Source organism: Streptomyces sp. NPDC005266 (genome assembly GCF_040607655.1).
Taxonomy (GTDB): Bacteria; Actinomycetota; Actinomycetes; order Streptomycetales; family Streptomycetaceae; genus Streptomyces.
Genome location: NZ_JBEXHC010000040.1, coordinates 1 through 19,982 on the forward strand (window position 1 = coordinate 1; position 19,982 = coordinate 19,982).

A 19,982-nucleotide genomic window follows, 5' to 3' on the forward strand; every position below is an offset into this window, starting at 1 on the left:
CGCCGCCACACCCCGCGCCGACAGCACCCACGGCACCAGCCCACCGGACACCGGCTCCCCGGCCGGCACCTCCTCCTCCGCAACCCCCTCCAGGACCACATGCGCGTTCGTGCCACCGATGCCGAAGGACGACACCGCAGAACGACGGGGGCGCTCGTTGTCGGGCCACGGCATGTTGTCCGTGAGGATCTTGACGTCCCCCGCGGTCCAATCGACGTGATGTGAGGGCTCGTCCGCGTGCAGGGTGCGCGGCAGGACACCGTGCCGCATCGCCTCGACCATCTTGATCACACCCGCGACACCTGCCGCGGCCTGCGTGTGACCGATGTTCGACTTGACCGAGCCCAGCCACAACGGCCGCTCCGCCGACCGGCCCTGGCCATACGTGGCCAGCAGCGCCTGCGCCTCGATCGGATCACCCAGCGCGGTCCCCGTACCGTGCGCCTCGACCGCGTCCACATCCGCCGGTGACAGTCGGGCAGCGGCCAGCGCGGCCCGGATCACCCGCTGCTGCGACGGACCATTGGGCGCGGTCAGCCCGTTGCTGCCGCCGTCCTGGTTCACCGCGGAGCCCCGCACCACGGCCAGCACCCGGTGCCCATTGCGCCGCGCGTCCGACAGCCGCTCGACCACCAGCAGACCCACACCCTCGGCCCATCCCGTGCCGTCGGCGTCGTCGGAGAACGGCTTGCAGCGGCCGTCGGGGGCGAGGCCGCGCTGGCGGGAGAACTCGACGAACATTCCGGGGGTGGACAGCACGGTCACGCCGCCGGCCAGGGCGAGGGAGCACTCCCTGTTGCGCAGTGCCTGGACCGCCAGGTGCAGGGCCACCAGGGACGACGAGCACGCCGTGTCGACGGTCATCGCGGGGCCTTCGAGGCCCAGCGAGTAGGAGATGCGGCCCGAGGCGACGCTGGTGGTGTTTCCGGTGAGGCGGAAGCCCTCGGTGCCGTCGAGCGGGGCGTGCAGGCGGGGGCCGTACTCCATGTTCATGGCGCCGACGAAGACGCCGGTGCGGCTGCCGCGCAGCGCGGACGGGTCGATGGCGGCCCGCTCCAGCGCCTCCCACGCGGTCTCCAGCAGCAGACGCTGCTGCGGGTCCATCGCCACCGCCTCACGCGGACTGATCCCGAAGAACTCGGCGTCGAAGTCACCGGCCCCGGCCAGGAAGCCGCCCCGGCGGGCGTAGCTGGTGCCGGGGTGGCCGGGGTCGGGGTCGTAGAGGCCGGCGAGGTCCCAGCCGCGGTCGGTGGGGAACTCGGAGATGGCGTCCCGCTCGCCGATCACGGCCTGCCACAGCTGCTGCGGCGAGTCGATGCCGCCCGGCAGCCGGCAGGCCATGCCGACGATGACGATCGGGTCGTCGTCGGGGGCGGTCGCGGCCGGTGCGCCGGTGGTGCGGGTCTCGTCCGTGGTCCCGGCCGGGTCCAGGACGCCGACGATCTGCTGGTGCAGGTGGGCGGCGAGGGCCTGGGGGGTGGGATGGTCGAAGAGCACGCTGGTGGGCAGGCGCAGTCCGGTGGCGGAGACGAGCCGGTTGCGCAGCTGCACGGACAGGACGGAGTCGAAGCCGAGGTCGCGGAAGGTGGCGTCGGGGTCCGCGGGGGCGGTGCCGATGGTGTCGGCCAGGTGGCCGGCCAGCCAGCGGGTGAGGAAGCCCTCCGGTTCGGTGCGGATGCGCTCGCGCAGGGCGAGGGTCGCCGAGCTGAGGTGCTGCTCGGCGGCGGTCGCGGCGGGGCGTTCATCGAGCCAGTAGCGCTCGCTCTGGAAGGCGTACGTGGGCAGGTCGACGAGGTGGGCCTCGCCGACGGTCGCGGCCCAGTCGACGTGCGCGCCGGCGGCCCAGGCTTCGGCGAGTCCGCCCAGCAGCGCCTGCGGTTCGGGGGTGTCGCGGTGCTGGAGGGCCACCGCGATCTCGGTGTCGGTGGGGTGGACGAGCGGGGTGAGGACGGAGTCGGGGGCGAGTTCGACGAACCGGGTCACGCCCTGCTCACGGCAGGCGACGATCGCGTCGTGGAAGCGGACGGTGGCGCCGACGTGTTCGATCCAGTACTCCTCCGTCATGGCGGTGCCGGTGTGCCCGGTGACGGTGGAGACGATCGGGATGCGCGGCTCGGTGACGGTAAGGCCCCCGATCCTGCGGGCGAACTCGTCGAGCATGGGTGCCGTGAGCGGCGAGTGGGCGGCGTTCTGCACGCGCAGCCGGGTGGTGCGCCGGCGGCGGTCCCGGAACTCCTCGGCGATGCGGGTCACGCTGTCCTCGGCGCCGGAGAGCACGACGGCACGGGGTGCGTTGATGACGCCGATCGACACGTCGTCGACGTCCTTCAGCGCCGCGTCGGCCTCCTCCTCGGTGGCCTCCACGGCGATCATGGCGCCGCCGGGCGGCAGGGCCTCCATCAGTTCGCCGCGCGCAGCGGCGAGGGCGGCGGCGTCGGCGAGGGAGAGGGAGCCGGACACGTGCGCGGCGACGATCTCGCCGAAGGAGTGGCCGACGAGCAGGTCGGGTTCGACGCCCCAGGAGGTGACGAGGCGGTACAGGGCGACCTGGAAGGCGAACAGGGCGGGCTGCATGCAGCGCATGCCGTCGAGGGCCGCCGCGGCGCCCTCGCGCTCGCCGAACAGCACCTCGCGCAGGCCGAGTGCGGGGTCGAAGTGGCCGAGTACCTCGTCGAGGGCCTCGGCGAACGCGGGATGGGCCGCGTACAGCTCGCGTCCCATGCCGATGTGGTGGGCGCCGCCGCCGGCGAACAGGAAGGCGGTCCGGCCCTGTGAGGTGGCGACGCCGGTGACGGCCTCCTCGTGCAGGCGGCGCAGGCGTGCGGTGAGGTCGGCGCGGTCGGTGCCGATGACGACGGCCCGGTGTTCGAACGCGGACCGGGTGACGGCCAGGGAGCGTGCGATGTCGGCGGCGTCGCCCTCCTGGTGCCGCTGGAGGTGGTCGGCCAGGCGGTCTGCCTGGGCGTCCAGGGCGCGGCCGGTGCGGGCGGACAGCACCCAGGGCAGGGGGCGGGGGGTGGCGGGCCGGGCCACCGGGCGCCGGGGCCTTCCGGAGTACGGGCCTTCGGTGAGGACGACGTGGCAGTTGGTGCCGCCGATGCCGAAGGAGCTGACGCCCGCGACGAGGGGGCCGTCGGGTTCGGGCCAGGCGCCGAGTTCGGTCTGCACCCGCAGGTTCAGTTCGTCGAGCGGGATCGCTGGGTTGGGGGTGCGGAAGTGGAGGGTCGGCGGCAGTTGACGGTGGCGTACTGCGAGCGCGGCCTTGAGCAGGCCCACGATGCCGGCGGCGGCCTCCAGGTGGCCGATGTTGGTCTTGACGGAGCCGACCCGCAGCGGGGCGCGCCGCATGCCGCGTCCGATGACGGCGGAGACGGCGGCGGCCTCGACGGGGTCGCCGACGGGCGTGCCGGTGCCGTGGAGTTCGACGTACTGCACGGCTTCCGGGCGGATCCGGGCGGCGGCGTAGGCGCGGCGCAGGACGTCGCGCTGGCCGTCGGTGTCGGGGTCGGTGAGGCGCTCGCCGCCGCCGTCGTTGTTGACGGCGCTGCCCTGGATGACGCAGTGGACGGGGTCGCCGTCGGCGATAGCCCGGGCGAGCGGCTTGAGCAGGACGACGCCGCCGCCCTCGCCGCGTACGAACCCGTCGGCGCTCGCGTCGAAGACGGCGCAGCGGCCGCGCACGGACAGGGCGCCCAGTCCGGCGGTGGCCGCCATGCTGTCCGGCGCGAGGATCAGGTTGACGCCGCCGGCGAAGGCGAGGTCGGACTCGCCGCGGCGGATGCTCTCGCAGGCCAGGTGGACGGCGACCAGCGACGAGGCCTGCGCCGCGTCGACGGCGAGGCTGGGGCCCTGCAGGCCGAGGGTCCAGGAGACCCGGTTGGCGATGATGGCGCGGTGCCGCCCGGTGAAGTCGTGGAGTTCGCCGCGGCCGGCTCGTTCACTGCGCGAGGTGAGGGTGGCGTAGTCGTCGGAGGAGACGCCGACGAACACGCCCGTGCGCGAGCCCCGGAGCCGGTCGTCGCGCAGTCCGGCGTCCTCCATCGCCTCCCAGACGAGTTCCAGCGCGAGGCGTTGCTGGGGGTCCATGGCGGCGGCCTCGTCCGGCTCCACGCCGAAGAACGCGGCGTCGAACCTGGACACGTCGTCGAGGAAGCCGCCGCGCCAGGCCGCCCCGCCGGGGCCGCGGTCGTGCGGCCACGGTGAGACGGCGTCGGTTCCTTCCGCCAGCAGGCGCCAGAACTCGGCCGGATTCGACGCCGAGGGGACTCGGCAGGAGATGCCGATCACTGCGATGGCGTTGTCACGGGAGCCGTCAATCACCTGGTCACCAGACATGGAAGGCTGCATAACGGGAGTATCGGAGCTCTGGGCGAACGCGACTTCGGCCAGAGGAAGGGCTCGGCTACGGGCCTTCGGTAGAGGTCTTCGGGGCGGGGTCTGGACTTTGGTCCAGGTGACATGTCGCCCCAACCGCCCTCAGAATCACACTGGTTGGCCATGAGCCGGCCGGGATCGCCGGCGGGGGCCCGCCCGCGGTTCCGATCCGCGTACGGGCCCCCGTGCCGGCTCGCCCGAAGGGGCCGGGAGCGTCGGTGCCCCCACCGGGGCGGGGCACATGCCCGCGGCCGAGGCGATGAGTTGGGCCCGGGACGCCATGTGCGCCTTGGCGAGCAGGTTGGACACATGGAACTTGATGGTCTTCTCGCTCAGTCCCAGCCGGCGGGCGATCTCCTTGTTGGCCATGCCCCGCCGCACCAGGTCCAGCACCTCGGACTCGCGTGAGGTCAGGGGCGTGTGGGTGGGCACGACCGACAGACGCCGCGGCAGGGTGGCGCGTACCCATCCGAGCAGCGAGCCGCTGAGGCCGGGCGAGACGTATCCGGTGCCGTCGCCGGCCCGGCGGACCGCCGTGACCAGCTCCTCCTCGGGGTCATCGGAGTCGACGACGGCCCGTACGTCCGCCCGGGTGCAGCGGACCCAGTCGGCGGCGGCGTCCGCGTCCGTCACCACGACCACCATGGCCGCGTCGACATGGACCAGCTCGTCCTCGTCGACGTACGAGTGCGAGGGTGCGTCGACCAGCACCACTACGTCGGGTTCGCACAGCGCGACGACCGAGATAAGCTCGACGACGTCGGCCGCCTCACCCACCACGGTCAGTGCGGGATCCTGTTCCAGCGCTCCCCGAATACCGAGACGCGCGTACGGGTGTCGATCACATATAACAATGTGGGATCGAGGCCGAATTTCCAAGTTTTCCATCTCCTGCTTGACGTGGAATTCAGGCAGGGTTGAGAAGCATTGCCGGTAAGCAGGCACGCCAAAGGCGCGGACCGGAAAAACGGTGTGCCGATCCGTTCCGGCGTGCGACAAAACCGTGTCCGTCCGCTTCCCGCCGGATTTCTCCGGCGGTCAGACGGAATTCACCGGGCCGAAACCGGACGGTATTCGGCACACGACGTACTCAATCCCCGTTCTACGACTTCGTCAGCGCGTCGCGGCCTGACGGGTGACGCTGATCGCGCCCACCGGGCACAGCTGTGCGGCCAGCTCGACCGGCTCGTGAAAATGCTCGGGCGGCTCTTGGAGCCGCAGTGTCACCAGTCCGTCCGTGTCGTCCTGGTCGAAGACCTCGGGCGCGTTCACCACGCAGTTGCCGGAGCCGCAGCAGCGCTCTCTGTCCACCGTGATCCGCATGCTCACCACGTCACCGGAACCTCGGCCACCCCGAAGGTGACGGCCGTGTGGCGCTTGGGGATGTCCGCGAGGGTCGTCAGCGAGCGCAGACCCGGGAAGCGGCGGGCGAGTTCCACCAGGGCGATGCGCAGTTCGGCCCGGGCCAGCGGCTGGCCGATGCACTGGTGCAGGCCGAAGCCGAACGCCATGTGCCGGTGCGCCTCGCGCCGGGCGGGGTCGAAGGCCTCGGGATCCTGGAAGACGGAGGCGTCGCGGTTGGCCATGGACAGCATGGCCACGACGCCCTCGCCGGCCCGGATGGTCCGGCCGCCGATCTCGGCGTCCTCCATCGCCAGCCGAGGCAGGCCGGTGCGCACGACGGTGACGTACCGCAGGAGTTCCTCGACCACGCCGGGCGCCAAGTCCGGGTCGGCACGCAGGGCGTCCAGGGTCTCGGGGTGCTCCAGCAGGGCCAGAGCGGACAGCCCGATCATGTTCGCGGTGGTCTCGTGGCCTGCGACGAGCAGCAGCTGCGCCATGCTCAGCAGCTCGTCCTCGCGCAGTTCGCCGGGCACGACCCGTTCGGCGACCAGCCTGCTGAGCAGGTCCTCGCCGGGCGAGGTGCGCTTGAACTTGATCAGCTCACCGAGGAAGCCGCTCAGGGCGCCGAGGGCGGCCTCCACGTCCTCGGGCCCGGAGTTGCGGTCCATGATGGCGCGGCTGTGGAGCTGGAAGAAGTCGTGGTCGGAGTAGGGAACGCCGAGCAGGTGGCAGATCGTCATGGACGGGACGGGCAGCGCGAACTCGTTCATCAGGTCCGCGGGCGGCCCGACGGCGCGCATCCGCTCCAGCGCGTCGACGACCGTCTCCTCGATCAGCGGCTCGATCCGCCGGATGTTCTTGATCATGAACTCGGCGGTGAGCATGCGCCGGAAGCGGCTGTGCGCCTCGCCGTCCATGAAGATGAACAGGCCGGAGGCGTCCTCCTGCTTGGGCGGGAGCGGGTTCAGCACCGGGAAACCGGGCCGGTACTGGTCGGAGCTGAACCCCGGATGGCGCAGCAGCTGCCGGACGTGCTCGTGGTGGGTGACCAGCCAGGCCCAGCCCCCGAACGGGAGCCGGACCTTGCCTATCGGTTCGTCCAGTCGCGCCAGATCGGCATCTTGGACGGGAATGAATGGATTGCTGTCTGGACCGATGAACGGGAACGCCGGAAGACTCGCGACGTCAACGTCAGGCAATTCCGTCAATTTAGACCCCCGTACAGCTCTGCTTCCAATTGACGGCCCCAGCCTAACAAATTGGATCGAAAACGAACCAGAATGTGAGGTGGCTCACAATGACGGGAATGCCCCTGACGCTATTCGTCAACCACTGACGATGCCCTCGCTGTGTCGAATGGCTGAAATCTGACCCAGGATGTCGGTCGCGACGAATTCCATTCGGTCCGCCAGATAGAAATGCCCTCCCGGGTACATACGCAGGTCGAAACCGCCCTCGGTGTGCTCCTCCCAGGCGCGCACGGCGTCCAGGGGTGCGTGGGGATCATCGGCGCCGACCAGGGCGCGCAGCGGCGCGGCAAGGCGGAAGCCCGGGGCGGAGCGATAAGTTTCAGCCGCCCGGTAGTCGTTGCGCAGCGCGGGCAGCACCATGCGCCGAAGACCCTCGTCCTCGAAGACCCGCGGGTCGGTGCCGCCGAGCGAGAGGATCTCGGCCACCAGGCCCGCGTCGTCGCGCAGGTGCACGGTGCTCCCGCGCGGCCGGGAGGGGGCGGTCCGTCCGGAGACGAACACCACGGGCGGCGGGTGCCCCAACCATTCCATGCGCAGGGCGAGTTCGAACGCGACCGAGGCACCCATGCTGTGCCCGAAGAGGGCGAGCGGCCGGTCGGTCCACGGCACCACCTCGCCGACCAGTGCGTCGGCCAGCCCGGCAACGGAGTCGATACACGCCTCCCGCTGCCGGTCCTGCCGGCCGGGGTACTGCACGGAGAGGACGTCGACGTCCGGCGCGAGCGACCGGGTCAAGGGCAGGTAGAACGGCGCGGCCCCGCCGGCGTAGGGCAGGCACAGCAGTCTGACGCGGGCGTCCGGGGACGGACAAAAGCGTCGTATCCACAGGCCAGCCTCGGGTTCGGTGCTCACCCTGTCGTGACCCCTTCGTGGTTCAGGCGACGGCCGGGAGCGCGAAGCGCACGCCGGTCAGCCGCTCGGACAGCTCCCACAGCCGCGCGGCGGCCTCCGGGTCGGAGGCCCGCGGGGCCAGCTGCACCTGCTTGGGCGCGCCGCGCAGTTCGGCCATGCCGTCCGGCCCGTACAGCTCGCCGCTTCGCGCATCGGGCGCGGTCGCCGCGTACAGCTGGGGCAGGGCGCCCTGGTCCGGGGACTGGGCGAGCGGCAGCAGGATGCGGCCGAAGAGCAGCTTCACCATGCCGACGGGGGCGCTCGTCTGGAGGTTGGTGGAGGTGTAACCGGGGTGGGCCAGCACGCTGCGGACCCGGCTGCCGGCCGCGGCCAGCCGCCGGTGCAGCTCCCATCCGAAGACGGCGTTGGCGAGCTTGGACTGGTTGTAGTAGGCCATCGGCGAATACTTGCGCTCGCCGGTCAGGTCGTCGAAGAAGATCTGCGCCTGCCGGTGGTTGGTTGACGTCACCGTGACCACGCGGGGGTCGTCGCCGCCCGCCATGAGTTCGAGCAGCAGACCGGTGACGGCGAAGTGGCCGAGGTGGTTGGCGGCGAACTGCACCTCCACGCCCTCGGTGGTGAGCGTGCGGGGCGGCGCCATCAGGCCGGCGTTGTTGACGAGCACGTCGGGGCGGACACCGTCGGACTTGAGCCGGTCGGCGAACGCGCGGATCGACTCCACGTCGGTCAGATCCAGTCGGCGCGCCTCGACGCGGGCGTCCGGTCGCTCGTCCGTCAGCTCGGCGACCGCACGGCGGCCCTTCTCCTCGTCGCGTACGGCCAGGACCACCTGGGCGCCCTTGCGGACGAGGGCCCGGGTGGTCGCCAGGCCGAGGCCGCTGTTGGCTCCGGTGACGACGAACACCCGACCGTTCTGGTCCGGGATCTGATCGGCGCTCCAGCGCTTCTTACTCGTCATATGGCTTATCGTGTCGGCAGTGACACCAAGTGTCAAGCACGGCACTCCGGGCCCGAAACGGCACGCCACTTACGATGGGTGCATGACTTCCCGCCCTGGTGGAACCCTGGCCCAGCGCAAGCGTCAGCTCGTCGCGGACGAGTTGACGCAGGCTGCCCTGAACCTGCTGGCACGCGAGGGCTTCGACGCGGTCACGGTGGACGAGATCACCGCCGCCGCGGGCGTGTCCAAGCGGACGTTCTTCCGGTACTTCTCGTCCAAGGAGGACGTGGTCGTCCAGTTCCTGGCCGAGATGGGCACCGGTATGCGGGACGAGCTGGCCGGCCGCCCGGCACAGGAGCCGCCGTCGGCCGCCCTGCGGCACACGGTCTGGCGCACGGTCGACGCCTGCGCGGGGCACGCGGACCGGGCCCTGAGCGTCGTCCAGCTGATCCTGGGGACACCCGCCCTGCTCGCCCGCTTCCTGGAGCGCCAGGCGCAATGGCGGGACGCGCTGGCGGCCGAGATGGCCCACCGGGTCGGCATGGACCCCGCGGCGGAGCTGTATCCGCAGCTGGCCGCGGGGATGGCGCTGACAGCCTTTCACGCCGTGCTGCAGCGCTGGAGCGACAGCGACGGAGCCGAGGACCCCGCCGCGCTGACCGACCGGGCCTTCGCCGTCATCGCGCCAGCGCTGGACGCGCTGGTGACGGACGCGGCATCCTGACGGTTCATCAGGAGATGGCGGAAGCCGCGGCCGCGACGCCCCGACGGCCCGTCAGCGTGGCGGACGCCGTCCCCTGACGACCCGCCAGGGGACGGCGGCAGTCGCGGCGGACGCGGCTGTCCTGACGCTCAGTCAGGATACGGCGTCGGTGGCGGCCGCCTCCTGGGGCACCGCGGGGGCGGACACCTCGACCGTGCGGACGAGAGCCCCGCGGCGGCCGGCCAGCCGGCATCCGAGGCAGTGCGGGTGGCCCTGGCGCGCGGTGAGGTCTCGCATCCGCATGCTCCGCCGGTCGGCGCGCCGCGGCCCCGGCGGCTTGCCCCAGCCCGCCAGGTGCAGGAACCAGGTGGCCAGTACGGCCACCGCCACCAGGCCGATCCCCAGCCAGATCGCGGGTCGCCAGGCGATGACCCCCACCCCGGCCACCGTGGCCCCTGTCGTCGCGAGGAAGAAGCCCGTCCATCCCGCCACGGTGTGTCCCTCGTCGTGCATGTTCCCGCTCACGCGTCTGACCCTCCACAGCCGCCTGGCCGGACTCCCGTGCCGCCATGGCCCGTCGGCGGCGCTCGACCTATGATGCCTTAGCGAGTAAGGAGTTTATCTTGGACACTAAGGGAATGGCAACGCAGGACAGCCAGCGGACGGCCACCGCGTCGGACGCCCTTGAGGCGCTGGACGAGCTCGTAGCGACGAGCATCCTGGGACAGCAGGAGTTCGCCCGCAATCTGGGACTGAGCACCACCGACCTCATCTGCTTCGCCCATGTCCTGGCCTCCCGGGACGCCGCGGTGACCGCCGGTGACCTCGCCGCTCGCGCGCATGTCACGACCGGCGCCGTGACCGGCATCCTCAACCGGCTGGAGCGCGGCGGATTCGTCACCCGGGAGCCCGACCCCGCCGACCGGCGGCGCGTGCGGGTCGTTCCCGTCCCGGCCGCAGCCGAGCGGGTGCGGGCGGTCTACGGCCCCTACCACGCGCTTCTTGCCCAGTCGTTCTCGCGGTACACGCCCGAGGAGACTGCCGTCATCGCCGACTGGCTCGCCCGCGCGGCCACGCTGGCCCGCACCTACCTCGACGAGTCCTGCGCGACTTGAGCACAGGGTCCCCTGGCGACCGGCAGCGGTACGGAGCCGGGTCAGGCGACGGCGCGCCGGGAGCGGGCCATGGCCAGCCCGCCGAGCGCGGCACCGGCCAGCCCCGCGATCATGGCAACGAAGGCACCGCCCGTGCCGGAGCCGCTGCCCACACCACCGTCGGCGACCGCCAGGGCCACGCCGCCGAGGACCACGCCGAGCAGTCACACGGCCAAGCCCGCGACGGCGCCGCCGCGCAGAGTTGGCGGCGCCACGGCCGGCGGCACGCAGCGCCCGCACCCCGAGCGCCACGCGGGTCGCTGAGCTGTCCGGGAAACTGGAGCTGGCCCGGGACGGACTGGAACGTCTGCGGATCGCGCGGGAAACGGTCGCCGAAGTACTCGCGGAGTTGACTTCCTCCCCCGCCTAAAGGCGGGGCATTCCAGCGGTCGCCCGCTGGGGTTCCTGCTTCACCGACGACCGCCCCGTCCGAGCGGGCGGCGACCGCGTATGCGGGGGCCGAGCGGCAAGTCATCGGGGTGCTGACCCGTGCTGAACTGGCAGCCCGGCATGACGTCGGACGAGCTGCCGTCGGTCTACCGTGACATCGTCCCATCACTGTCTTGTCCGTCTGCCCGACCAGCTCGCGCCCTCCCACCGGTGAGCATTGGAAGGGCAGCACACAACAGCATGGCAGACGAGATAGCGGTGGTCGGGGGGATCGACACCCACACCGACCTCCACCAGGCCGCGGTCATCGACAGCATCGGCCGGCACCTGGCCACCGAGCAGTTCGAGACCACCCCGCAGGGCTACCAGCGGCTGCTGGACTGGCTCCAGTCCCACGGCGAGGTCCTCGCGGTCGGGGTCGAGGGAACCGGGGCCTACGGCGCTGAGATCGCCCGCTTCCTCACCGCGAACGACGTCACGGTGGTCGAGGTGGACCGGCCCGACCGCAAGGCGAGGCGGGACAACGGCAAGTCCGACCCCAACGACGCCTACGGGGCCGCGACCGCGGTTCTGTCCGGCCGAGCGGGCGGAACACCCAAGACCCGCAACGGGATCGTGGAGGCGATCCGGGCACTGCGGGTGGTCCGCAAGAGCGCGGTCAAGGCACGCACCCAGACCATCAACCAGATCCGAACCCTCATCGTCACCGCGCCGTCCACGGTCCGCGACAGCCTGCGCGGCCTGCCCACACGGGGGCTGGTCGACACGGCCCGCTCCCGTCCCACCGGCGAACTCGACGACCCCGCCCGCGCGGTGAAGACCGCACTGCGACGGCTCGCCCGCCGCTACCAGTCCCTCGACGAGGCAGCCAGGAGGGGGCGGCGGCGCCCGTGGGACCTCTCTGGGACGTCGCAGGCCTCGGCCCTGCCGTGCGGTCCGTCCGCGTCGGGCGGTTACGCCTGGGCGGAGAACTCCTCCATCCGCTGCTGCAGCCGCCGCACGCCCCCAAGCCAGCGGTCGGTGTCGGTGGCACGCAGCGCGTAGTGATCGCGCACCTCGGGGTGGGGGAGGATGAGGAACCGCCCGTCAGCCAGCGCCTCGGCCACGGTGTCGGCGACCTCCTCGGGGGTGAGGACCGACCCGGCCAGGGCCTTCGCGGCGGGGTCGCTGCGCTCGTACATCTCGGTGCGCACCCCCATCGGGCACAGCGCCTGAACGGTGATGCCCCGGTGGCCGTAGGTGGCCGCGAGCCACTCGGCGAGGGCGAGCGCACCGTGCTTGCTCACCGCGTACGGCGCGCCGGCGGGGTGGGTGAGGAGGCCCGCGGAGGAGACCGTCGCCAGGAAGTGGCCCCGCCCGCGTTCGAGCCACGGCCCGAGCAGCTGCCGGACCACCCGGACATGGCTCATCACGTTCACCTGCCAGACGCGCTCCCAGACTTCCTCCGGCGCGTCGGCCCCACCGCCGGGTTCGATACCGGCGTTGGCGCAGAACAGGTCGATCTCGCCGAGGTGCGTGCGGGCGGCGGCCACCAGGGCGGCCACGTCCTGCTCATCGGAGGCGTCGCCGGGGACGGCGAGGCCGCCGATCTCCTCGGCCACGCGGACCGCCGCGGCCGCGTCCAGGTCGTTCACGACCAGACGGGCGCCCGCGGCGGCGAACCGGCGGGCGAGGGCGGCACCGATGCCCGAACCCGCTCCGGTGACGACGACGGCTGCGTCCTTCAGCTCCATGGCGGTGTCTCTCCGGTGGTCGGTGCGGGTGCGGGCGGCCTGGTGCCCGCCGGCAGGGCCGGACGGAGCCCGGAACGGACAACCCGCGGAAGTCTGTTGAGTGAGTGGGTGGCCCTCACTCGTCCGCCACCTTGAGAACGAGCTTTCCTGTGTTCTCGCCCTTGAACAGCCGCAGCAGGGTGTCAGGGAACGCCTTGACGCCGCCGTCCACCACGTCCTCCAGCGACCGCAGCTTCCCGGCCGACAGCCACTCGGCCAGCTCGGCGGTGGCCTCGGGGTACCGGTCGGCGTAGTCGAAGACCACCATCCCGGTCATGGATGCGCGGTTGACCAGCAGCGACATGTAGTTGGCCGGGCCCTTGACCTGGTCGGTCGCGTTGTACTGCGAGATGGCGCCGCAGATGACGATACGGGCGCCCCGCGCCAGACGGGTCAGCACGGCGTCGAGGACCTCGCCGCCGACGTTGTCGAAGTAGACGTCCACCCCCTCGGGCGCCACCTCGCGCAGGGCCTTGCGCACGTCCTCGGACTTGTAGTCGACGCAGGCGTCGAAGCCGAACTCGTCCACGACCAGCCGGCACTTGCGCTCACCACCGGCGATGCCGATGACCCGGCATCCCTTGAGCTTGGCGATCTGGCCCACCACGCTGCCGACCGCCCCGGCCGCGCCGGAGACCACAACCGTCTGTCCGGGCTCGGGCCGTCCGATGTCGAGCAGGCCGAAGTAGGCGGTCATGCCCGGCATGCCCAGGAGACCCAGGTGCACCGGCAGTGGGGCCAGTGCCGGATCGACCTTGGTCAGGCCGCGGCCGTCCGACCGGCAGTACTCCTGCACGCCGAGCGTGCCCGACACGTAGTCGCCCACGGCGAACCTCGGATTGCGGGAGGCGATCACGCGGCCCACACCGCCCGCGCGCATGACCTCCCCGATCTCCACGGGGCGGATGTAGGACCTGCCCTCGTTCATCCATCCGCGCATGGCCGGGTCCAGCGAGAGGTGGACCACCTTGATCAGCAGTTCGCCCTCGCCCGGCTCGGCGGCCGGCTCCTCGACGTACTCCCAGTCGGTGGGCTTCGGCAGCCCGACCGGTCGCGCGGCCAGCCGGTACTGGTGATTGGTGCGGCTCATCTGACGACTCCTCAGCTGTCGGCGCGCCGACCCGTGCGGGGGACGGTCCCGTACGTGCGGCGGCGTGTCGCGGGGCCGCCCTGCCCGTGACAGCACGGTTGACCTCCTCCACCGGCACACCGACTGGTCGGTATGGGCAACGTGAGATTAGCCCCAGGGGGCCGCACCGGGCAAGGGTCAGGCCCGGTCACCCTCCGGGGCCGCAGACCCCGGCGTACGGCCCCTGGGGCGGAAGACCGGTGTTCAGGCCGTGTCGAGTGCGCCGAGCAGGGAGAAGGTGAGCGCGTCGACCGGGCGGGGCTCGGTGGCGGTCTCCTCGCTGGAGGTGTTCACCATCGTCACCACCGCAGTCATGCTCTCCCGGCTGAAGGCCGCGCAGGTGCTGAAGCCGCCGGTGCCGCCGTTGTGCCAGGTGGCGGTGCGGCCGCTGGGGAGGGGGCTGAGATGCCAGCCGAGGCCCAGCCGCAGACTCCCCTCGGCGGTGAAATGGGGACGCTGGGTGAGTTCGATCGCCTTCCGCAACGGGGTGCGCTCCGGGCGCAGCTGTGCCGCCAGGTAGCGCACCATGTCGTCGGCGGTGCTGTAGATGGAGGTGCCCGCGGCGCTGAACACATGGTCGCGCCAGTCGGGAACGGGCTGCCCGGCGTGGTGCCCGACGGCCTCGCGGGAGGCCATGTCCGGACGCAGGGTCGTCGTCGTGTCCGGCAGGCGGAGCGGCGAGGTCACCTGGCTGCGCAGCATCGCGTCCACGTCGTCGAAAGCCAGCGCCTGGCCGAGCAGACCGAATCCGAGGTTCGAGTAGGCGTATGCGCGGCCCGGCTCGGAGTTCAGGGTCGTCTCGCGCAGGCCGACGGCCAGGTCGTCCAGCGTGTAGTGGGCGTACGGATTCTGCGGGTCCGCCTCGTTGAGGAGATTGGGCGGCAGTTGGGGCAGGCCCGAGGTGTGGGTGGCCAGGTCGGCCAGGGTGATCCGCCGAGGGCCCTTGTGCGGGATGGGGAACCGGGCGGGCAGGACGAGCGGCGCGTCGAGGCGGGTCGTCCCCGCGCACACGGCGCGCGCGAGGGCGGTGGCGGTGAGGGTCTTGCCGATCGAGCCGAGTTGGAACACCGTCCGGCCGTCCGGCGCCGACGCGTCCGGGCCCCGGCCCGTGCGCGTGCCCGCCCCCGCGACGTAAACGCGTCCCCCGTGGATGACGCCGCAGACCGCGCCCGGGCTGCCGGCGGCGAGCACCCGGTCCAGGTGACGCCGCACCAGCGCGGGCAGGCCATCGGCAGCGGCGGCGGTGCCGGGTAACAGCGCAACGCCCGCCGTCGCCGTCGCCGCCACGGTCAGGAAATTCCGTCGGTCCATGAACCGCTCCCCCGTCGTCGGGTCCCCTGTCGGCCCACGCCGGTGAAGATCCGCGTGAGCCGCTGACGCAGCTCAGCATTACGGCAGCACCGCGATCCCGTCCAGTTCCACCGTCGCCGCCTCGTCCCACAGCCGCACCACGCCGATGACCGCCATCGCCGGATACTCGCGTCCCGCCGACTCGCGCCAGATGCCCCCGAGTTCGGGGGCGCAGGCGCGGTAGGCGGCGACATCGGTGGTGTGGACGGTCAGCCGGGCGAGGTCGGCGGGGGCGCCGCCGGCCGCCCGCAGCGCGGTGAGGAGATTGGCGAGCGCCCTCCGGAACTGGATGGGGAGGGTGTCGCCGACGATCTTCCCGTCCGCGTCCAGCGCGGTCTGACCCGCCAGGAACACCAGCCGCCCACCGGTCGCGGTGACGGCATGGCTGAAGCCGGTGGGCGGGGAGAGCTCGACGGGGTTGAGGCGCCGCAGGGCCCGGGCCGGTTCGGCCGGTTCCGTCATCGGTACAGCTCCTTCGCGATGATGGTGCGCTGGACCTCGCTCGCGCCCTCGTAGATCCGGGGCGCCCGCACTTCCCGGTAGAGGTGTTCGAGCGGATGGCCGTGTCGCAGCGCCCGCGCGCCATGGATCTGGACGGCCGCGTCCACGACGTACTGCGCGGTCTCGGTGGCCTGCAGTTTGGCCATCGCCGCGCGCCGGACGATGTCGGGGGCGCTGTCGTCGTAGGCACTGGCCGCCGCGTAGACAAGGAGGCGGGCGGCCTCGGTGCGGGTGGCCATCTCGGCGAGTTGATGCGCGACGGACTGAAGGTCCTTCAGGGTGCCGCCGAAGGCGGTGCGGCGCTCGGCGTGCGCCAGGGCCGCGTCCAGCGCCGCCTGCGCCATGCCGACGGCGAACGCGCCCACGCTGGGCCGCAGCAGATTGAGCGTGCGCATGGCGACGCGGAACCCCGCGTCCGGTACTCCCAGCACGTCCTCGTCGGTGACCGGGACGCCGTCGAAGACGAGACGGCCGATGGGGTGCGGGCTGAGCATCTCCAGGGGCTCGCCGCTGAGTCCCGGGCGGTCGGCGGGCACCAGGAAGGCGGTGACGCCGCGGGAGCCCGCGCCCGCCGTCGTCCGGGCGAAGACCGTGGTGACATCGGCCTCGGGGGCGTTGGAGATCCAGCACTTCTCGCCGGTGAGCCGCCAGCCCCCGGCCCCGTCCCGGTCGGCCCGCAGGGCGAGCGCGGCCGCGTCCGACCCGGCCTCCTCCTCGCTGAGCGCGAAGGCGGCGACCGCTCGGCCCGCCCGGACGGCGGGCATCCAGCGCGCGTACAGCTTCTCGCTGCCGGACAGCACGATCGGATAGGCGCCGAGCCCCTGGAGGGCGAGCGCGGTCTCGGCCTCCGTGCACTCCATGGCCAGCGACTCCCGTAACAGGCACAGCTCCAGGGCGCGGACCGGCTCGCCGTCGGGGAACAGCCGCTCCAACAGGCCGAGTTCGCCGAGGGCGGCGACCAGCGGCCGGTTGACCCGCCCGGGTGTGCCGGCCTCCGCGAGCGGACGCAGCCTCTCGCGGGCCAGTGCGCGCAGCCAGGCGCACCACCGCCGTTGCTCCGGATCCAGTGCGAATGACGGCACCGGGGCAGCCTCCCTCGCCTCAAGCCCACTCATATCGCGGACTGTTGACTGTCGTCACCATCACGTTACGCTGACAAAGCGACTTCACACAGCCATTCGGCCGACATATCGGGCAGGCAGAGGGGGCGCATCCGCGATGGAGCTCAGGCCGTCCGCGCACATCGACACCTTCGCCCGCGACCATCTGCCGCCCGCCGACCAGTGGCCCGGCCTCCTCCTCGACCTGCCGGGACCGCGCCACCCGGACCGCCTCAACTGCGGGGCCGAGCTGCTGGACCACGGCCTCGAACGGTACGGGGCGGACCGGCCCGCCGTGCGCGACGCCGACGGTGCGGTGTGGACGTACGGCGAGCTGCGCGGCCACGTCGACCGGATCGCCCACACGCTCACCACCGCGCTCGGTGTCGTCCCCGGCAACCGGGTGCTGCTGCGCGGCCCCACCACGCCCTGGCTGGCCGCCTGTTGGCTCGCGGTGATGAAGGCCGGCGCCGTCGCCGTGACCGTCCTGGCCGCCCAGCGGTCCCGGGAGCTGGCGACGATCTGCGAGATCGCGCGGATACGGCACGCACTGTGCGACCTCCGGTGCACCGAGGATCTGGACCGGGCCGGGGTGCCGGGGCTGCGCATTACGACGTACGGCGGGGCCTCCCCCGATGACCTGCTGCGGTTGGCGGGCGAGGCGCCCACGTCGTACGAGGCGGTGGCGACCTCCGCCGACGATGTCGCGCTGATCGCCTTCACCTCGGGGACGACCGGGCGGCCCAAAGGCTGTATGCACTTCCACCGCGATGTGCTGGCCATCGCCGACACCTTCTCGGCGCGGGTGCTGCGCCCGACCGCGGACGACATCTTCGCGGGCAGCCCGCCGCTCGGCTTCACCTTCGGCCTCGGCGGCCTCGTCGTCTTCCCGCTGCGCGCCGGGGCGTCCACGCTGCTCGCGGACCGCGGCGGGCCCGAGCGGCTGCTGGGGGACATCGGGCGCCACCGGGTCTCGGTGCTGTTCACCGCCCCGACCGCGTACCGGGCGATGCTGGGGCTGCTCCGCGACGCCCCCGGGCGGTACGACCTCTCCTCCCTGCGCCGCTGCGTCTCCGCCGGGGAGCATCTGCCCGCCGCCACCTGGCACGACTGGCACCGGGCCACCGGTCTGCGCATCATCAACGGCATCGGGGCCACCGAGCTGCTGCATATCTTCCTCTCCGCCGCCGACGACGCGATCCGGCCCGGCACGACGGGCGCTCCGGTCCCCGGCTACGAGGCGCGGGTGGTCGACGCCGATCTGCGCCCGGTACCCGACGGGGTGCCGGGGCTGCTCGCCGTGCGGGGCCCCACGGGCTGCCGCTATCTGGCGGACGAGCGGCAGCGGGTGTACGTACGCGACGGCTGGAACCTCACCGGGGACACGTATATCCGCGACGCGGACGGCTACTTCCGCTATGTGGCACGCGCCGACGACATGATCATCTCGGCGGGGTACAACATCGCGGGCCCGGAGGTCGAGGAGACACTGCTGCGCCACCCCGATGTGGCCGAGGCCGCCGTCACCGGACGGCCGGACGAGAAGCGCGGCACCATCGTCGCCGCCCACGTGGTGCTGCGGCCCGGCGTCCCGCGGTCGGAGGAGACCGTCACCGCCCTCAAGGAGTTCACCACCGCCGAACTCACCCCCTACAAATGCCCGCGCGTCTTCGTCTTCCTGGACGAACTCCCGCGCACCGCCACCGGCAAGCTCCAGCGCTTCCGGCTCCGCGACAGCGCTCACGGCGCTCGCGCCGCTCTACAGTGACCCCGTGAACGGCCAGCACACTCCCCGCTCCCTGATCGTCACGTATTACGGCGCCTATGGGCGCGGCAGCGCCGACCGCCCGGCCGGACCCGTGCCGATCGCCGCGCTGATCCGGCTGCTGGGAGCGGTGGGCGTCGACCCGCCCTCGGTGCGCTCGGCCGTCTCCCGCCTCAAGCGCAGGGGCCTGCTGATCGCGGACCGCACCGCCGCCGGAGCGGCCGGCTACTCCCTGTCCGACGACGCCCGCCAGCTCCTCGACGACGGCGACCTCCGCATCTACCCCCGCCCGGCCGCGGAAACCGCCCGCGGCGGCTGGCTGCTCGCCGTCTTCTCGGTCCCCGAACAGGAACGCCACAAGCGCCATCTGCTCCGCTCCCGCCTGTCCCGCCTCGGCTTCGGCACCGCGGCACCGGGCGTGTGGATCGCCCCCGACCACCTCTACGAGGAGACCCGCCACACCCTCGAACGCCTCGGCCTCTCCTCCTATGTCGACCTCTTCCGCGGCGACCACGCGGGCTTCACCCCCACGGCCGAGGCGGTCCGCCGCTGGTGGGACCTGCCCGAACTGGCCGCCCTCCACCGTGCGTTCCTCACCGCCCATGAACCGGTCCTCACCCACTGGACCGGCCGCGTTGAGTCCGGTCCCGAGGCCGCCTACCGGGACTACCTCCTGGCCCTCGACTCCTGGCGCCACCTCCCCTACGCCGACCCGGGCCTGCCGCCCGCCCTGCTCCCCGGCGACTGGCCCGGCGCCCGCGCGGCCGAGGTCTTCGCGGCCCTGCACGACCGCCTGCGCGACACCGGCGCCGCCTACGCCGAGGCGGCGCTCAAAAGCTGACGGGCCGCCCACTCACCGGGCGCCGAGGGCCAGGCGCGGCTTAGGGGCATCCGTACGGCCCGTCGGGGGCTCACGGCTGCCCGCCTGGTACGGAAGCGGCCAGGAGGCGCCGGGCCCGGTGTAGTTCTGGGCGGCCGCGGCGTGCAGGGTCCAGGGGGGTCGTAGCCTGCCGCCCGCCCTGCTCCCCGACGACTGGCCCGGCGCCCGCGCGGCCGAGGTCTTCACGGCCCTGCACAACCGCCTGCGCGACACGGGCGCCGCCTACGCCGAGGCGGCGCTCAAAAGCTGACGGGCCGCCCACTCACCGGGCGCCGAGGGCCAGGCGCGGCTTAGCCTCGATCCACCGACGTGGTTTCGAAGTGCTCTCTGGGCGGGTTCTGGGCTGTCGGCTGGGGTGCGGGCATGGGGTATCCACTGGTCTGCCCAGTTTTTCCACGATTTCAGCTCCGGTCGGGCCCTGGCGGGCGGGGGCAGGGACGTCAGGCCAGTTCAGGCGGGCGGTGGACGGTGTCGAACA

General features: G+C 72.4%; 19 protein-coding genes and 1 pseudogene. 6 read left to right on the top strand and 14 right to left on the bottom strand.

Translation table 11 applies throughout. From position 1 onward, the window contains the following. The 6 genes from ABZU99_RS34420 to ABZU99_RS34445 all read right to left on the bottom strand — a co-directional run. On the bottom strand, positions 1 to 4,335 hold a 4,335-nt coding region (locus ABZU99_RS34420; RefSeq protein ID WP_356228150.1), incomplete at its 3' end, for a beta-ketoacyl synthase N-terminal-like domain-containing protein. A 147-nt stretch (positions 4,336 to 4,482) separates the two neighbouring features. Further along, positions 4,483 to 5,154: a LuxR C-terminal-related transcriptional regulator gene (locus tag ABZU99_RS34425; protein ID WP_355948981.1), complete on the bottom strand. Its 672-nt coding sequence runs from the start codon at positions 5,152 to 5,154 to the stop codon at positions 4,483 to 4,485. A gap of 333 nt (positions 5,155 to 5,487) precedes the next feature. Beyond that, positions 5,488 to 5,697 (bottom strand): ferredoxin, encoded by a 210-nt coding sequence (locus ABZU99_RS34430; RefSeq protein WP_355948984.1) that lies wholly within the window; start codon positions 5,695 to 5,697, stop codon positions 5,488 to 5,490. Positions 5,698 to 5,699: 2 nt separating this feature from the next. After that, positions 5,700 to 6,917, bottom strand: a complete 1,218-nt coding sequence (locus ABZU99_RS34435) for a cytochrome P450 (RefSeq protein ID WP_355948987.1) — start codon at positions 6,915 to 6,917, stop codon at positions 5,700 to 5,702. Positions 6,918 to 7,043: 126 nt separating this feature from the next. Further along, positions 7,044 to 7,820 carry an alpha/beta fold hydrolase gene (locus ABZU99_RS34440; protein WP_355948989.1) on the bottom strand — a complete coding sequence of 259 codons (777 nt, stop codon included), beginning with the start codon at positions 7,818 to 7,820 and terminating at the stop codon, positions 7,044 to 7,046. Positions 7,821 to 7,842: 22 nt separating this feature from the next. Continuing rightward, complete coding sequence (locus tag ABZU99_RS34445; RefSeq protein ID WP_355948992.1) at positions 7,843 to 8,778, bottom strand: oxidoreductase; 936 nt, start codon at positions 8,776 to 8,778, stop codon at positions 7,843 to 7,845. 82 nt (positions 8,779 to 8,860) lie between these two features. Between ABZU99_RS34445 and ABZU99_RS34450 the strand changes: the two genes are divergently transcribed. Continuing rightward, entirely contained in the window at positions 8,861 to 9,484 is a 624-nt protein-coding gene (locus tag ABZU99_RS34450) for a TetR family transcriptional regulator (RefSeq protein ID WP_355948994.1), read from the top strand. 132 nt (positions 9,485 to 9,616) lie between these two features. Here the strand turns inward: ABZU99_RS34450 and ABZU99_RS34455 are convergent, their stop codons facing one another. Next, positions 9,617 to 9,988: an HGxxPAAW family protein gene (locus ABZU99_RS34455; protein WP_355948997.1), complete on the bottom strand. Its 372-nt coding sequence runs from the start codon at positions 9,986 to 9,988 to the stop codon at positions 9,617 to 9,619. Positions 9,989 to 10,101: 113 nt separating this feature from the next. Between ABZU99_RS34455 and ABZU99_RS34460 the strand changes: the two genes are divergently transcribed. Next, positions 10,102 to 10,578, top strand: coding sequence for a MarR family transcriptional regulator (locus ABZU99_RS34460; RefSeq protein ID WP_355949215.1), 477 nt, complete (start codon positions 10,102 to 10,104; stop codon positions 10,576 to 10,578). Positions 10,579 to 10,619: 41 nt separating this feature from the next. Here the strand turns inward: ABZU99_RS34460 and ABZU99_RS34465 are convergent, their stop codons facing one another. Then, positions 10,620 to 10,772, bottom strand: coding sequence for a DUF6223 family protein (locus ABZU99_RS34465; RefSeq protein WP_355949000.1), 153 nt, complete (start codon positions 10,770 to 10,772; stop codon positions 10,620 to 10,622). 475 nt (positions 10,773 to 11,247) lie between these two features. Here ABZU99_RS34465 and ABZU99_RS34470 point away from each other — a divergent pair, with 475 nt between their 5' ends. After that, positions 11,248 to 12,051 carry a transposase gene (locus ABZU99_RS34470; protein WP_355949002.1) on the top strand — a complete coding sequence of 268 codons (804 nt, stop codon included), beginning with the start codon at positions 11,248 to 11,250 and terminating at the stop codon, positions 12,049 to 12,051. Here the strand turns inward: ABZU99_RS34470 and ABZU99_RS34475 are convergent. The 5 genes from ABZU99_RS34475 to ABZU99_RS34495 all read right to left on the bottom strand — a co-directional run bounded on the left by ABZU99_RS34475 (position 11,961) and on the right by ABZU99_RS34495 (position 16,841). Then, on the bottom strand, positions 11,961 to 12,740 hold the full coding sequence (locus ABZU99_RS34475; RefSeq protein ID WP_355949005.1) for an SDR family oxidoreductase: 780 nt from the start codon (positions 12,738 to 12,740) through the stop codon (positions 11,961 to 11,963). The genes ABZU99_RS34470 and ABZU99_RS34475 overlap by 91 nt on opposite strands. A gap of 115 nt (positions 12,741 to 12,855) precedes the next feature. Next, on the bottom strand, positions 12,856 to 13,869 hold the full coding sequence (locus ABZU99_RS34480; RefSeq protein ID WP_355949008.1) for an NADP-dependent oxidoreductase: 1,014 nt from the start codon (positions 13,867 to 13,869) through the stop codon (positions 12,856 to 12,858). Between the two features lie 243 nt (positions 13,870 to 14,112). Beyond that, the gene (locus ABZU99_RS34485) at positions 14,113 to 15,219 is read right to left on the bottom strand and encodes a serine hydrolase domain-containing protein (protein ID WP_356050420.1); all 1,107 of its coding nucleotides are present in this window, start codon (positions 15,217 to 15,219) and stop codon (positions 14,113 to 14,115) included. A 78-nt stretch (positions 15,220 to 15,297) separates the two neighbouring features. Further along, on the bottom strand, positions 15,298 to 15,720 hold the full coding sequence (locus ABZU99_RS34490; protein ID WP_355949015.1) for a RidA family protein: 423 nt from the start codon (positions 15,718 to 15,720) through the stop codon (positions 15,298 to 15,300). Then, positions 15,717 to 16,841: an acyl-CoA dehydrogenase gene (locus ABZU99_RS34495; RefSeq protein ID WP_356050421.1), complete on the bottom strand. Its 1,125-nt coding sequence runs from the start codon at positions 16,839 to 16,841 to the stop codon at positions 15,717 to 15,719. The genes ABZU99_RS34490 and ABZU99_RS34495 overlap by 4 nt, the downstream gene beginning before the upstream one ends. A gap of 136 nt (positions 16,842 to 16,977) precedes the next feature. On the opposite strand from ABZU99_RS34495, the gene ABZU99_RS34500 reads away from it, so the two are divergent. After that, positions 16,978 to 18,627 carry an AMP-binding protein gene (locus tag ABZU99_RS34500; protein WP_356050422.1) on the top strand — a complete coding sequence of 550 codons (1,650 nt, stop codon included), beginning with the start codon at positions 16,978 to 16,980 and terminating at the stop codon, positions 18,625 to 18,627. Positions 18,628 to 18,631: 4 nt separating this feature from the next. Continuing rightward, entirely contained in the window at positions 18,632 to 19,465 is an 834-nt protein-coding gene (locus ABZU99_RS34505) for a PaaX family transcriptional regulator C-terminal domain-containing protein (protein WP_356050423.1), read from the top strand. A gap of 12 nt (positions 19,466 to 19,477) precedes the next feature. Here the strand turns inward: ABZU99_RS34505 and ABZU99_RS34510 are convergent, their stop codons facing one another. After that, positions 19,478 to 19,690 carry a hypothetical protein gene (locus ABZU99_RS34510; RefSeq protein WP_356050424.1) on the bottom strand — a complete coding sequence of 71 codons (213 nt, stop codon included), beginning with the start codon at positions 19,688 to 19,690 and terminating at the stop codon, positions 19,478 to 19,480. Between ABZU99_RS34510 and ABZU99_RS34515 the strand changes: the two are divergent. After that, positions 19,632 to 19,754, top strand: a pseudogene (locus ABZU99_RS34515) (PaaX family transcriptional regulator C-terminal domain-containing protein); the annotation flags it as partial. The gene ABZU99_RS34510 and the pseudogene ABZU99_RS34515 sit on opposite strands and share 59 nt — an antisense overlap. Positions 19,755 to 19,982: the final 228 nt, after the last annotated feature.